The sequence below is a fragment of the Terriglobia bacterium genome (assembly GCA_020072815.1).
GTDB lineage: Bacteria > Acidobacteriota > Terriglobia > Terriglobales > Acidobacteriaceae > Angelobacter.
This window is the reverse complement of the sequence record JAIQGE010000024.1, coordinates 46,259-60,308: the sequence shown is the minus strand read 5'-3', so window position 1 is coordinate 60,308 and position 14,050 is coordinate 46,259. Positions and strand designations below refer to the sequence as shown.

The window sequence follows — 14,050 nt, the reverse complement described above, 5'->3', positions numbered from 1 at the left end:
GGAGACTAAAGACGTGCAGCTTCGCCACCTCGGGCGGAGCTTCCGTAAGAATTAACCACCAGGGTCACACAAGGTCCACCAAGCGAGTTTTTTTGCGGTTACGCGCTTACGGGGTCCGTTGTGTCTTTTGTGGTTCGTTTTCTTTTCAGAAAGTGAAAGGGCATTTCTTCAGGAAGCGAGCGTTATGGCCAGGTGGAAACAGTACGAGCTCTGGGTACCAGCCGGAGAAAATAAATGGGAGATGGTGGGCGTGTTTCCCACCTTGGAGTTGCCCACCGCCATGGCCAGTGCGCGCGTCACGCGCGCTCGCGTGATTGAAGTCCTCTACGACGGCAGCAAGCTTCTGGGCCAGGAAGTTGTAGCCGAAATCGGAGTGGGCCGGGAACCCAAATAGCCCGCCGGCCGCAGCGAAAAGCAGGCATTAGACATCTTGAGGGCATCTTTGGTTGTCTGCCATTTTCTTGCAATTTTCAAAGACATTGGGCCGCAAAGGACGTACCATTGTGTCTTGCGCGGGCCGCCAATTCCGGGGGCCAAAGGCCTGCCCAAGCCACCGTCTGGAGGGCACATATGGGTTCCAGCTCCTCTCGCTTCGGGATTTGGTGCATGATTGTTTTCTGCGGGCTGTCCACGGCATGGACGCAAGGCCGTCCGCCCGGCGGCGGCGGTGGCCGGACCAACACGCCCCGCACTCCCACCACGGTTGACCCTTCGATCCAGCCGATATTCATTTCCGGAAAAGTCCTCATGGAAGGCGGAAGCTCGCCGGGAGAACCGGTGGCCATTGAGCGCGTGTGCAACGGTGTGGCGCGGCGCGAAGGTTACACCGACTTCAAAGGACAGTTCGAGATTCAGCTGGGAGTAAATCCCACGTTCCAGGACGCGAGCGAGAATGGCATCCAGAGCTCCCCCAATTCCGCGCCGCGGGTCAGCTCCTCCACCGGAAGCCGTCGCCCGGTGGATTTGGCCGGCTGCGAGTTCCGTGCCGCGCGTGCCGGGTTTCAGTCCACCACGGTCATGCTCCCTTCGCGCGAGGACACGCGTTATGAAGTCGGCACGATTATTCTGAAGCGCATGGGAGGCGCGAAAGGCTCCACCATCAGCCTGACCAGCATGGCTGCTCCCAAAGATGCCAAACAGTCTTTTGAAAAAGGGGAGCGGGCGGTTGAGAGAAAGAAATTTGATGAAGCAGAAAAGGAGCTGAATAAGGCCGTAAAGATTTATCCCCAGTATGCGTCCGCCTGGTCCAGCCTGGGAGACGTTCACCAGGAGCAAGGCCACCTGCAGCAGGCCCGCGAAGACTACATGAAAGCGATCTTCGCCGATGCCCAGTACGTGAATCCCCATTTCGGGCTGGCGATTATCGCCATGCAGGAGAAAAACTGGCCAGAGGCGGCGCAATTCACCGGACAGGTGATCCAGTTAAATGCCGCGGCTTACCCGGCCACCTATTTTTATAACGCCGTGGCCAACTACAACCTGGGAAAGGACGGCGCTGCTGAAGAAAGTGCGCGCCGGTACAAGACCCTGGACGTGGAACACCGGCATCCTGACGTGGCTTTGCTGCTGTGCAACATCCTGACGCACAAACAGGATTATCAAGGCGCGGCGCAGCAGTTGCGCGAGTACCTGGCCCTGGTGCCGGGCGCGCCTGACGCTGACAAACTTACCGCCCAGCTCAAACAGCTGGAGGAAAAGATAGTCGCCAGCAAGAATTGATCTGCCGCTCGTCCTCTCCGAGGCTTATTTCGCGGCTGCCGGCGTCTTTCTCCGGCCGTGGTCGCGAAAGCGCAACAGCACGGGCGCGCTGAAACTCTGACCTTCTTTGAGCTGGCCGTGGTCATCCACCTTGTTCCAGCCCACGTTGGCGATCACGTAAATCCATCCGCCGGCCGCAGTGGCATGCGTGGGTTCCCCCAGCCTCTCCGTGGACTGCTCAATGATTTCCGCGGACACAATGCGCGTTTGCCGGCGATCAAGATGAAAACGCACAATGCGCTCAGGATCCGTGCCGTTCTGAATGCCGATGAGCGAATCGCCGGAAAGCAGCAGGCCGTCCAGACCGGTCACGGCAATGCTCTCCGGATGCTCCAGATAGGTGATCTTGTTTTTGCTGTTGGCCGCTAAATCAATCACCGCGATTCCCACGGAATAGTCGGGGACCAGCAACCGGTGGCCATCGCGCGCCAGGACGGGAGTCTGCGGAGAAAAGAACCCGCCCGCAACGGCCTCAAGTTTGGCGTTTTCTGATTTGCCCTGCAGGCGGTAAACGCCGCCGCCGCGGCTGTCAGTTACATAGACCACGCCGTCTGGCGAAACCGACATATCACCCAGCACGGACGGCCCGCCCGAATCCAGATCAAACCGGCGCAGTATTTTTCCGCTGGCTGCGTCCACTTCCAAGAGCACGCTCTTGCCTTCGTCCTCTTTCGGGAATCCGGTGAAGCCGTACATGGCGGCTGCGGTCATCCACAGCGCGTTGTTTCGCGGAGCGGACGTGACCGCCAGCACCGGCCAGCGTTTGGCCTGGTCCTCAAGCGGCAGCTCTTTCAGGCCGCATTCTTTCGCGTCGTGCTGGGGAAGCGTAACGCGTAAAAGCGAATGGCGCCGAATGCTGGAGACAAAAAAGTCGCCGGGAGTTTTGGCGTCGGAAGCCGGCTGAAAGGTGATGTCCTCAGGCATCAGGTCGGCGATAGGCAGCGTGCAGACTTGTTCCGCCAGCGTGATGCGGCGCGACTTGTCTTTCATCTGCGCTGCAAGCTTCGGCCAGCCCGGCTCCGCGAGCAGCGGCTTGAGGTCGTCGTCACTGGCCACGTCGTAGGTCAGACCCATGGCTGCGTAGCGCTCCAGCCAGCGTAGCGCTTCTTTGTTGTGGCCCAGATGCGCCTCCGCTGAGGCCACGCGCAGCATGTAGTTGGGCGTTGGCGCGGGCAGTTCCTTGCCAATTTCCGTGAGGACTTCGCGAAGGCCTTTCCAATCCTTTTTCTTGGCCAGCTCGCGGCCTTGCTTATTGAGCTCAATGAAGCGGGCCCGGTCCATGGCCCGCGCGTAATTTGCTGGGCCGCTGAATGAAATCGCCGCGAGCGCCGCGGCGGCCAACCATCGTTTGATCAAAGCGAGACTCCCTGGGCAGGTCCTTCACCCTTAGACGTGCGCCGGACGAGTTTGGCATCGCTTGCGGAAAAACCAGCTGTGGAAGTGAGGCAAACGTTCACGTGCAACGTCTAAATCAGTTCAGGAAGATACAATTACGCCCACCGTGCCCTACTCAGAGAGCCGCAAGCTGACGGAATGTCGGCGTTTCGCGACGCTGGCGCTTGTCGTGTGCATGGCCGGCGTTGTGGCAGCGCAAGCCCAGCCCACTGCCAGCCTTGATCCAGTCAAGGCCCGCGGCACCGTGGTCAACAGCGTGCCGTGCGCTGGCGATCCATCGCAGAGCTACGCGTTGTACCTGCCCTCGCAATATTTCGCTGACCGCCGTTGGCCGATCATCTACGCGTTTGATCCTTTTGCCCACGGCAGGGTCCCGGTGGAGCTGTATAAGGACGCGGCGGAGAAGTATGGCTACATTGTTGTGGGTTCCAACAACGCCAAGAACGGCCCAAGCGCACAGGAAGCGGCCGCTGCCCAGGCGGTCTGGCAGGACACGCATCACCGTTTTGCGATTGACAAGGACCGGGTCTACACCACCGGCCTGTCTGGTGGCGCACGCTTCGCAACGTCATTTGCACTGTACTGCTACACCTGCGCGGTGGCCGGAGTCATCGCCCAGGGAGCAACTTATCCCGCAAAACAGAGCAGCCCGCCGGCGAATGACCGCTTCGTTTACTACGCGGCCGCCGGAGATGCTGACTTCAATCTTCCTGAAGTCCTTGCGCTGCGAAAAAAGAAAGAAGAACAAGGAGCAGCGTTCAAGGTGAAGATCTATCCCGGTCCGCATCAGTGGGCCCCGCCCGATGTGGTGGAAGACGCCGTCGAATGGCTTGAATTGAAAGCCATGCAAGCCGGCACAAAGAAGCCTGACACGGCGTTCGTCCATCGGCTGCTGGACAAGACGCGAGCCGAGGCGGCGCAAGCGGAACAACGCGGCGATACCATGCTCCAGTTCTATGCGCTGCGGTCTTTGGCCGTGGATTTCAAGGGCCTGGAGGACGTAACGCAATACGAAAGCGCGCTGGCCGCGTTGAAGAACTCGAAAGCCTTGAAAAAGGCTGTCCGCGACGAGCAGCAGGAAATTGAAAAACAGGCGTCCCTCACCGCCGTCACCAGCGGCGAGATCAGCCAGCTTGGCCAGGCGTCTGCCGAGGAACAGATGCGATTGACGCAACATATTGCGTCAGCGTTTGCGGACCTGCGGCGACAGGCCAAGTCAATAACTCACCCGGTCTTCATGCGGGCCTTCAACCAGCTCTGGATCCAGGGCATTGAGGCCGGGCAGGACGAATTCCGCAACAACCGTCTGGCGGCCGCGCAAACTTACTTCGAGCTGATGGCTGAGGTGGCTCCGGACCAGGCTTGGCCGGTACTGCTGCTGGCCGAAGCTCAGGTTCGCGCCGGCAACAAAAAAGCTGCCTTGAAGGCCCTGGAAGAGGCCGTGAAGCGGGGCATCAAGCGCCCAGAGACTTTGACGCAGGACCCCGAGTTGCAGCCGCTGTCCGGCGACCCGGGGTTCCAGCGAATTGTCCAGGGGCTGAGCCAGACGAAGTAATTTGCGATGAACGGCCGCTGCCGATTTTCCCTCCTTCCCTTTTTTTCCATTTCGCTTTACCATCGCCAAAGTGCCGGCGTCTGACGAAAAAGCGTTGCAGCGGGAGCGGCTGGTGTCCGCGGTCCAGGCGGAGGACGATGAATCGTTTGAGCTGAAGCTGCGGCCCAAGCGGTTGCGCGAGTTCATTGGCCAGAACAAGGTCAAAGAAAACCTGCAGGTAGCGATTGAAGCCGCCAAGTCGCGCGGCGAGGCCCTGGACCACGTGCTGCTCTACGGGCCGCCCGGCCTGGGCAAGACCACGCTGGCCACCATCATCGCCAATGAAATGGGCGTGCCCTACCAGCAGACCGCTGGGCCGGCCATCCAGATCAAGGGCGACCTCACAGCCATCCTCACCAACCTGACCAGCAAGCAAGTGCTGTTTGTGGATGAGGTCCACCGCTTGCAGCCGGCGCTGGAGGAGATTCTGTATTCGGCGCTGGAGGACTACAAACTGGACATCATCATCGGCCAGGGGCCTTCAGCGCGCACCCATACGATTGATGTGAGTCCGTTCACGTTTGTAGCGGCGACCACGCGCGCCGGGTTGCTGTCCGCGCCGCTGCGCTCGCGCTTCGGCATCCTGCTGCGTCTGGAGTTTTATTCCACGGAAGAACTCAAGTTCGTGATCGAACGCTCGGCGGAGATTTTGGGCGTGGCCATTGACAAGGACGGCGCGGAAGAGCTGGCGTCGCGCGCTCGGGGGACGCCGCGCATCGCCAACCGGCTGCTGCGGCGCGTCCGCGATTTTGCCCAGGTCCGCGGCCACGGCCGAATTGACAAAGCCACGGCCCAGGCGGCGCTGGAAATGCTGGAAGTGGACAAGCACGGGTTCGATGAAATCGACCGCCGCCTGCTGCTGACCATCATCCAGAAATACAACGGCGGCCCGGTGGGCCTGGGGACGCTGGCGGCCGCGCTGGCGGAAGAGCCGGAAGCGCTGGAAGAGATTTACGAGCCGTTTTTGATGCAGATCGGCTTTCTGGACCGCACGCCCCGCGGACGCGTGGCCACCAAGCTGGCTTACGATCATTTTGGCATCCGCTTCGGCCGCCAGCCGGACCTGTTTTAGGCGATTCAGGGCAAATTCTGGAAACCCTGAGCGTTCTTCCGCCGTAATCAGCCTTGTACGCGACGGCTTGACCTGAAGCGGCGATGAATTCTAACCTTCTGCTCCAGTGAAAGTCTAAACAGCCTAAGATTCCGGGGCGGGTACCCTCGCGTTCTTGGCTGGATCCGGTTGCCCAGAGAAAATCGACATGTTGAAGTTCCATGACTTCGCTTGTTTTGCCAGGGCCATGCTATTGAGCATGCTCGCGGCGTCCGTCATGGCGCAGCAGCCGTCGCCAACGCCCACTCCCTCGCGTCCCAGCCTGGCCAATGAAATAAGCTCCAAGGACGTCCCGCGGCTGACGGACGCGCCCAAAGTCAGCGACTTTGAGGGCATGGTCCCGGCCACCGAACTAGCCCGCAAAATGCTCATGGTGGAAGGGTTCCTGCAGCGCGACCCCAAAGATGGTTCGCCGGTTTCGCAGCGCACGCAGGCCTTTCTGGGATATACAGACAAGAATTTTTACGCGGTTTTTCTGGCCCATGACAGCCAGCCTCAGCTCCTGCGCGCACGCATGCTTCGCCGCGAGCTGATTGATGACGACGACCAGTGCGGGGTCTTCCTGGATACCTTTCACGACCACCGCCACGCTTACGCGTTTTACGCCAACCCATACGGCATCCAGCAGGACGGGCTTTTCTCAGAAACGGACGGACCGGACAATTCCTTTGACACCGTCTGGCACACCATGACCAAGATCACCGGGCAGGGCTACATTCTGGAATTTGAGATTCCGTTCAAGTCGCTGCGTTTTCAGCCCGCGCCGACGCATACCTTTGGGATCATCCTGGCGCGCGTGCTGCCGCGCAACAACGAGCGCGCCTACTATCCGGAAAACTCCAGCCGGTCGCAGGGATGGCTGGTGCATGAAGGCGACTACAAGCCGTTCGAGCAGATCTCACCCGGCCGCAATATGCAATTCATGCCTTACGGTTCCATCGGAGCGTTTCGCGACCTGGACCAGCGCGATCCAGCCGGAGCGCGCTTCAGCGGCAAGCATGTGGCCCCCAAGGAAGGCCTGGATTCCAAGATCGTGCTGAAAGACAGCCTGGTGCTGGACACGACCATCAATCCGGACTTCGGGCAGATTGAATCTGACGATCCACAGGTCACGGTGAACCAGCGCTTTGAAGTCTTTTTCCCGGAGAAGCGCCCGTTCTTCCAGGAAAACTCCAGCTATTTTTCCACGCCGCTGAATCTGGTCTTCACCCGCCGCGTGGTGGACCCGCTCTACGGCGTGCGGCTTACCGGCAAAACCGGCCCGTGGGCCATTGGGACGTTCCTGGCGAATGATCGCGCGCCGGGGAAAAACGTGATCGCCACCGACCCGCTTGCCGGGCAGAACGCGAACCTTGGCGTATTTCGTCTGAACCGGGAGATTGGCCAGGGAAACAGCATCGGCGTGATTTACACGGACCGCGAACTGCATACGGCGCCCGCCAGTTCGTGCACGCTTACCGAATGCTCGGTGGGCTTCAACCGGGTCGGTGGAGTTGACGGTCGCATGAAAATCGGACCGAATTGGCAGGTGCAAGCCCAGGCCGTGACCAGTGAGACCAAGTTCAATGACGGCACCCGCCGTGCCGGCCCGGCTTACCAGGTGTATGCCGAACGCAGCTCCCGCAAGATCGAATTCAATACCATGTACCTGGACATCGCCCAGGGATTCAATGCGGACCTTGGTTTCGTAAACCGCACGGACCTGCGGCGGTTCAGCAACTTTGGCAGTTACACCTGGCATCCGGACGGAAAGCACTTTGTCTCGCACGGGCCGCGCGTTTACGAGCAGACGCTGTGGGACCACAACGGCACGCGCCTGGCCTACGGGATGAATCCCGGGTACATATGGAATTTCCAGCGCGGTTCATTCTTCAATGTCTTTGCCAATTGGGAACACGAACGTTTGCGGCCGCAGGACTTTTCCACCCTGGCCACGAACCGCGACTACGCGCACATGGTCGGCGGCGTTGAAACAGGGACGCAATATTTCAAGTGGATCAGCCTGGACCTGGAGATGGATTGGGGCACGGCGACGAACTTTGTACCACGCAACGGACCGCCCATTCTGGCTTACCAGAATACAGCTTTCACGCGCGCGGTGGTGCGCCCGGCCAAAGGCCTGACGGTGGAAAACACTTACCTGATGGTCCGGTTGCGGGACCAGAACACCAACCTGAACATCTTCAACAACCACATCATCCGGTCCAAGTGGAATTACCAGTTCACCAAGGAGTTTTCCCTGCGCCTGATCGGGCAGTATGTGACCACCATCGCTAATCCCGGACTGACCACGCTGCAGAGCACCAAGTCCTTCAATGGCGACGTACTTTTCACCTACCTGCTGAACCCCGGCACAGCCATCTACGCGGGCTACAACAGTAACCTGCAGAACCTGGACCGCTCTCTGGCGTCCACCCCGGACGGCCTGCTGCGCACGCGGAATCAGTTCCTCAACGACGGGCGGCAGGTGTTTGTGAAGATTTCGTATTTGTTTAGGTACTAGAGACTGCAAGCATCATTCCAGAAAAGTTCGTCTGCTAACCGCGGCTGACTTCCCAGAACAGGACTTCTGGACCGGGATAACTACCGGTTCACCCATCAGGACATTGGCGAAGCTTCTTTGGCGCTCGCGAAATGCTATGAGGTGGCCGGTCAGGCTTATTGCCCGCAGCCTAACAGCGCGGAGTCTTGCTTCGACTGATTGTATGGGGAACAGTTCTGTGGAAAAAGTGCCCACCTCTCGCACGGTCAAACGAGAGGTGGGCCAAGGAGAATGACGAAGTCCTGTGTTTCAGTTGATGGATGAATCGCTGTCCCGCGAAATGTCTTCAGTCATCCTTGTCGTCATCCCTGCCTGCGGGGCCGCAGTCACGATGGTGGCCGCCTTCACGATCGTGCTCGCGCTTCATATGCTCTTGGAATTTTTCGGCTTCTTTCTCCACCTCGTGCTTTTCCGGCGGCCTTATCTTCTGTTCCCGCTCGTACTCCCTCGGTGGCGCGGCCTGTCCCTTCTGGAACGAGACTTGCGTCGCTGGCGGCGCCTCGTCTAGCGTTGCTGCCCTGTGGAAGGTCGGAATGATTCCATGCCCGGCGAGAATGACGCAGCCAAGCCGCCGCTTCCCATGCTCCCATTTCAGCCCGTGTTTTAGGAATACCGGCACGGCGCTGCTGCTGTCGTGCATATAAACAACCCCGGACGGAGGGAAACCAGCGATGCTAGGGGTGTGGACGAGCAGCGGAGCTTTGTTGTACACCGTCGCGCCGGGGAAGGTCGAGCCCGGGCAAGCGGGAATGTCGATCTGCGCGAAGACATTGAAGTAGCTGCGGGCCGGAAAATCCGGCGCTGTGCCCGCAGGGGCGTGGTTGGATACGACTTCCCCCCGGCTGATCCGGTTCGGCGGCGGCGGCGACGAGCACGCGGTGCCGTTGTAGCAGACGCCAGCCCGCACACGTGCCTGGTTCGCTGGTGGGACGGGGGGCCACGTCTCCATGTTCAGGTGGCGGAGTTCGGTGTGGACTTCGTGCGAATTTGGGGCGATCGGGGTGAAACTGGGCGGCACCACCATGCCCGCATCTCTCACCGGAGTATTGGCGGAACCAACTGGAACCCCACCATTGTCCTGGGGCGAGCCCTCTTTGATGGGCACACTGCGCCCGATCACTGTCGTAATGTTGTCGTAGAGCGTTGGGCTTTCCAGGACATGGGTTGCCGGGTTGTACAAAGGACAGCCGGCAAACATGGCTTGATAGGGAGGATCTATCAGGATCCAGAACTTTCCGAAGGACGCAACGGGTCCATCATCGCCCTTCGCCGCCGGGAAATTCTGGGCCCACAGGGGCAGCGCCAGACCGGCGACAACCAGCGCAATTGAGCACCAAATCTTCGTTTTCATGGCGGTTCCTCGGTTTCTCCTTAGTTGTAAAGTACCCTGGGACTGTACTGGTTCTCGTAATTCGGCTCTTCTCCCAAATTGCCTTTTGGCCATCAACTTCTTCTTATTTCACAGCGGTTTATTTCACAGCGGTCCACCCGCGCTCGCCGGCTTCGGTTTCGCGTTGCGGAGCCCCGCGCATTCAGGGCGAACTTCTGAAGCTCGGCTGCGGGATTTCAAAAAAAAGCCGCACTGTCGTTTATCATTCCATCATCGGTATGCCCACAATCGTCCGTTCCTTTGCCAAAATCAATATCGGATTGCGAATCGGCCACCTTCGTAAAGATGGCTACCACGAGCTGCGCACCATCTACCAGACCATCGGGCTTTCTGACCTGGTGCGGGTGGACGTGGGCCGCGGCGTGGGGATTGAGATCCATTGCAAAGACCCCCGCGTGCCGGACGACGAGTCGAACACCTGCTGGCGCGTGGCTGACCGCGTGCTCCGCACGCTGAAGACGCGGGGCAAGGTCCGCATCACCATCGAAAAGAACCTGCCGGTGCAGGGCGGGCTGGGCGCGGCGTCGTCCAACGCCGTGGCGACCCTGCTGGGACTGGAAAAAGAGTTAAAGCGTCCTCTGCCGCCGGAAGACCGCATGCGCATTACGGCCGAGGTTGGCTCTGATCTGCCGCTGTTTCTGATCGGCGGGACGGTGCTGGGAACGGGCCGGGGCGAACAGGTGTACGCCCTGGAAGACTTGCCGGCGATGCATTGCGTGATCGCTACGTCGTCAACCGGAGTCTCGACTCCAGCGGCCTTCGCCGACTGGGACAAGCGGGCGGGCAAGGCGTCCGGCGGCGGAAAATTGACGGGCCCCAAATTGACGGGCGTCGAATTGACCAGCAACGAAGGCTCCGATAAAATAGATTTATTCAGTCAATCGGTTTATGGATGGCTGAATGGCGGTAGTTTTTCCCCAACCGGTGTCCCAGGCAAAGGCCGGGACCGGGCCGAGGCACTGCTTCTCGACCTTGTCCGTACCGGGATAGAAAACGACTTTGAAAGTGTCGTTTTTCCTAAATATCCTGCTCTGCGCGAGGTCAAACGTGTCTTGGAGCGTTCCGGGGCCAGGTACGTGTCGCTGTCCGGCTCGGGGTCCACGGTGTACGGGCTTTTCCTGGGGAAAGAGGCGGCAGTCAAGGCCGTTAAGTTGTTGCAGGACAACGATATTCCTGCACAGGCTACAGTGACGTTGCCGCGCGCACAATATTGGAAGGAAATTTTCTCAAGGAAGTAAGAACCGGGATAGACTCAGGAAGAGATTGCCAAAATCTCCGGAATTGCCAAAATTGACAATTGGGCGTCGGCGAAATGGGGTGAGGCGAGTGGTGAGCGCCTTAATCGCGCGAACCCGAGCCGAGGGCAAAGCCGCCCGAGTGGCAGAGCCCTTGAAGGGGTGAGCCGAACGGTGAGCGCTGGATCGCGCGAACCTGAGGCGAGGGCGAAGTCGCTATGCGACGGAGCCCTTGAAGTGAAGTTGGGCCGTCGACTAATGGTAGGTCAAGTGCCTTTGGAGCACTTTGTCTAGGTTCGAATCCTAGCGGCCCAGCCAGTTTTGAGATCGCCGGAATCGCGCGTGATCGCCGTCATCGCACGTGATCGGAAAGTCGGGCCGAACGGATTGGCGAAGAGCATGAAAGACGACGGGGACGAAGACAGCGTTCTTTGCAGTCGAAGTAATGTTATGGGCGAGTGAGGCAGTTCCTGGGCTCTTGTGGGGGTGAGGCGAGGCGAGCGCCGATGACGCGCGAGCCACAGCCGAAGGCGAAGCCGCTTGCGGCGGAGCCCTTGAAGGCAAAGAGTCCGCGACAAGATCCGTTGTAAGCCAACCAGCTTCGAACGGGTGATCACTATGGCAACGACAATCACACCACCGGAAAAGACCGAGAGCAAGCCTGCAAAGGCCCAGCAAACTCAGCCCAAGACTGAGAGCCGGACGCGTCCGCGTTCCGATGACAGCAAGTTCAAGATCTTCTGCGGCACCGCCAATGAAGCGCTGACGGACGAGATTTGCGCCTTCCTGGGGATTGAACGGGGCAAGGCCACGGTCACCCGCTTCTCCGATGGCGAGGCCTACATCCATATTCAAGAGAACGTGCGCGGCGCGGACGTGTTCGTGGTCCAGCCCACCTGTTTCCCGGTGGATGAGCATCTGATGGAGTTGCTGTTGCTGGTGGACGCGCTCAAGCGAGCCTCGGCCCGGCGCATCACCACGGTGATTCCCTACTACGGCTATGCGCGCCAGGACCGCAAAGATAAACCGCGCGTTCCGGTGTCGTCCAAAGTTGTCGCGGACCTGCTCACCACGGTGGGAGCGCACCGCGCGCTGGTGGTGGACCTGCACGCGCCGCAGATCCAGGGGTTCTTCAACATCCCGGTGGACCACCTGTTTGCTTCGCCGGTGCTGGTGGATTACTTCAAGAAGATGGAGCTGCCCAGCCTGACCGTGGTCTCGCCCGATGCCGGCGGCGTGGAGCGCGCCCGCTTCTTTGCCAAGAAAGTTGACGCCGCGCTGGCCATTGTGGACAAACGCCGCACGGACATGAACGTGGCCGAAGTGATGCACGTAATCGGCGACGTGAAAGGGCGCACCTGCTTGATCATTGACGACATCATTGACACGGCGGGCACCCTGGTCAAGACCGCGGAAGCGCTGCTGAACGCCGGCGCCACCAAAGTTTTTGCCTGCGCGTCGCATCCCGTGCTTTCCGGGCAGGCGATTGAGCGGATTTCCAAATCGCGTCTGGAGCAGGTGGTGGTGACCAACACCATTCCGCTTACGGAAGCGGGCAAAGCTGAACCCAAGATCAAAGTTCTGTCCATCGCCGGCCTGCTGGGCCGCGCGATCCAGTCAATCCATGAAGAAACTTCCGTCAGCACGCTGTTTTTGTAACGCCGGTGGAAGCGGAGAAGAAGGAAACAAAAAATGAGTTCATCAGAACTAGTTGAAACCCAGGCAAGGCCGGACAGTTCGCGAGGCAAGAATGAAGCCCGCCGTCTGCGCGTCAGCGGCCGCATCCCGGCCGTGGTGTACGGCGCCAAGAAAGATACCGTCGCCGTCAGTGTGGACCCCAAGCAAATCTCGCGGATCCTGCACTCGGACACCGGCCACAACACCATTTTTGATCTCCAGGTCGGCGGCGAAAAGACCAAAGCCATGATCGTGGACTGGCAGCTGGAGCCCATCAAAGGCAAGCTGCTGCACATAGACCTGAAGCGGATCGCCATGGACCAGAAGATCCGGGTCAGCGTGCCCATCCACCTGGTCGGCGAAGCTGCCGGCGTGAAGACCCAGGGCGGAATCCTGGACCAGATTCTGCGCGAAGTGGAAGTTGAGTGCCTGCCCGCCGATATTCCCGGCCACATAGATGCCGACGTAACCGAGTTGGTGTTTGGCGTGGTGCTGCGCGTGTCCGATTTGGCGGACAACGGCGGCAAGCTGAAGTACATCACGGACGCGACCCAGGCCGTGGCCCACATCGCCTCAGTGAAAGAGGAAGTTGTGGCGACGCCGGAAGCCGCTGCGGAAGCTGCGACGGCCGCGCCTGCTGAACCGGAAGTCATCAAGAAGGGCAAGCAGGAGACGGAAGAGGAAGGCGCTGAACCCGCCGCGCCGGCGAAGAAGTAGACCGAGTGAAGCTGATCGTCGGGCTGGGAAATCCCGGTATCGAATACCAGTTCACGCCGCACAATATCGGCTTTCTCGCGGTAGACCGCATCGCCGAGCAATGCGGCGTAATGGTGGACAACCGGCATTGTAAGGCGCTGACGGCGCGCAGCAGGATCGGCAATGAAGAGATTCTGCTGGCCAAGCCGGAAACCTACATGAACCTGAGCGGCATGTCGGTCCTGGAGCTGGTCAGGAAGTATGAAGTGGAGCCGGAGAAGGACCTGATCGTGATTTATGACGAGCTGGACCTTCCTCTGGGGATGATCCGCGTACGGGCGCGAGGGTCGTCGGCCGGGCACAACGGAATGCAGTCCATCATTGACGCGCTGCAGACTGAAGAACTGGCCAGGATCAGGATCGGTGTTGCGCCTGACGATCCGAGAAAAGGCGGGGCGAAGTACATACTCGCGCCGTTCCGCAAATCGCAGATGGTTGCGGTGGATGAAGCGCTGGACCTGACGGCGCAAGCGGTGAACGTGGCTTTGAGCGAAGGAATCCTCATCGCCATGAACCGGTTTAATCGCAAGAACAAGCCGGAAGATCCGGCGGAAGAAAGTTGAATTTGACGCCGCGAAGCCGACTAGCGTGC

General features: G+C 59.8%; 11 protein-coding genes and 1 tRNA gene. 10 read left to right on the top strand and 2 right to left on the bottom strand.

Annotation, left to right across the window (positions count from 1 at the left end):
- The first annotated feature begins 184 nt into the window (after window positions 1–184).
- Together LAO20_22310 and LAO20_22305 are read left to right on the top strand one after the other, a co-directional pair.
- A complete protein-coding gene (locus LAO20_22310; protein MBZ5534168.1) occupies window positions 185–394 on the top strand; it encodes a hypothetical protein in 210 nt (69 codons plus the stop codon).
- Between the two features lie 212 nt (window positions 395–606).
- Window positions 607–1,719 carry a tetratricopeptide repeat protein gene (locus tag LAO20_22305; protein MBZ5534167.1) on the top strand — a complete coding sequence of 371 codons (1,113 nt, stop codon included), beginning with the start codon at window positions 607–609 and terminating at the stop codon, window positions 1,717–1,719.
- Window positions 1,720–1,743: 24 nt separating this feature from the next.
- Here the strand turns inward: LAO20_22305 and LAO20_22300 are convergent, their stop codons facing one another.
- Window positions 1,744–3,114 (bottom strand): hypothetical protein, encoded by a 1,371-nt coding sequence (locus tag LAO20_22300; GenBank protein ID MBZ5534166.1) that lies wholly within the window; start codon window positions 3,112–3,114, stop codon window positions 1,744–1,746.
- Window positions 3,115–3,259: 145 nt separating this feature from the next.
- On the opposite strand from LAO20_22300, the gene LAO20_22295 reads away from it, so the two are divergent.
- The 3 genes from LAO20_22295 to LAO20_22285 all read left to right on the top strand — a co-directional run bounded on the left by LAO20_22295 (window position 3,260) and on the right by LAO20_22285 (window position 8,361).
- A complete protein-coding gene (locus tag LAO20_22295; GenBank protein MBZ5534165.1) occupies window positions 3,260–4,708 on the top strand; it encodes a tetratricopeptide repeat protein in 1,449 nt (482 codons plus the stop codon).
- Window positions 4,709–4,802: 94 nt separating this feature from the next.
- Window positions 4,803–5,819, top strand: coding sequence for a Holliday junction branch migration DNA helicase RuvB (gene ruvB / locus LAO20_22290; protein ID MBZ5534164.1), 1,017 nt, complete (start codon window positions 4,803–4,805; stop codon window positions 5,817–5,819).
- 187 nt (window positions 5,820–6,006) lie between these two features.
- On the top strand, window positions 6,007–8,361 hold the full coding sequence (locus LAO20_22285; protein ID MBZ5534163.1) for a carbohydrate binding family 9 domain-containing protein: 2,355 nt from the start codon (window positions 6,007–6,009) through the stop codon (window positions 8,359–8,361).
- A 325-nt stretch (window positions 8,362–8,686) separates the two neighbouring features.
- Here the strand turns inward: LAO20_22285 and LAO20_22280 are convergent, their stop codons facing one another.
- Window positions 8,687–9,751, bottom strand: coding sequence for a hypothetical protein (locus tag LAO20_22280; protein MBZ5534162.1), 1,065 nt, complete (start codon window positions 9,749–9,751; stop codon window positions 8,687–8,689).
- Between the two features lie 257 nt (window positions 9,752–10,008).
- On the opposite strand from LAO20_22280, the gene LAO20_22275 reads away from it, so the two are divergent.
- From LAO20_22275 to pth, 5 genes are all read left to right on the top strand, one after another.
- A complete protein-coding gene (locus tag LAO20_22275) occupies window positions 10,009–11,028 on the top strand; it encodes a 4-(cytidine 5'-diphospho)-2-C-methyl-D-erythritol kinase (GenBank protein ID MBZ5534161.1) in 1,020 nt (339 codons plus the stop codon).
- 241 nt (window positions 11,029–11,269) lie between these two features.
- Window positions 11,270–11,343 (top strand) — tRNA-Gln (locus LAO20_22270).
- Between the two features lie 300 nt (window positions 11,344–11,643).
- On the top strand, window positions 11,644–12,684 hold the full coding sequence (locus tag LAO20_22265; GenBank protein MBZ5534160.1) for a ribose-phosphate pyrophosphokinase: 1,041 nt from the start codon (window positions 11,644–11,646) through the stop codon (window positions 12,682–12,684).
- A 33-nt stretch (window positions 12,685–12,717) separates the two neighbouring features.
- Entirely contained in the window at window positions 12,718–13,419 is a 702-nt protein-coding gene (locus tag LAO20_22260) for a 50S ribosomal protein L25 (GenBank protein MBZ5534159.1), read from the top strand.
- A 5-nt stretch (window positions 13,420–13,424) separates the two neighbouring features.
- Entirely contained in the window at window positions 13,425–14,021 is a 597-nt protein-coding gene (gene pth / locus LAO20_22255; protein MBZ5534158.1) for an aminoacyl-tRNA hydrolase, read from the top strand.
- The last annotated feature ends 29 nt before the right edge of the window (window positions 14,022–14,050 follow it).

Excerpts from the sequence above, each read along its gene's own strand:
- LAO20_22310 (MBZ5534168.1), top strand. The coding sequence starts at position 185 with ATGGCCAGGTGGAAACAGTACGAGCTCTGGGTACCAGCCGGAGAAAAT.
- LAO20_22305 (MBZ5534167.1), top strand. The coding sequence starts at position 607 with ATGATTGTTTTCTGCGGGCTGTCCACGGCATGGACGCAAGGCCGTCCG.
- LAO20_22285 (MBZ5534163.1), top strand. The coding sequence starts at position 6,007 with ATGTTGAAGTTCCATGACTTCGCTTGTTTTGCCAGGGCCATGCTATTG.
- LAO20_22280 (MBZ5534162.1), bottom strand. The coding sequence starts at position 9,751 with ATGAAAACGAAGATTTGGTGCTCAATTGCGCTGGTTGTCGCCGGTCTG.
- LAO20_22275 (MBZ5534161.1), top strand. The coding sequence starts at position 10,009 with ATGCCCACAATCGTCCGTTCCTTTGCCAAAATCAATATCGGATTGCGA.
- LAO20_22265 (MBZ5534160.1), top strand. The coding sequence starts at position 11,644 with ATGGCAACGACAATCACACCACCGGAAAAGACCGAGAGCAAGCCTGCA.
- LAO20_22260 (MBZ5534159.1), top strand. The coding sequence starts at position 12,718 with ATGAGTTCATCAGAACTAGTTGAAACCCAGGCAAGGCCGGACAGTTCG.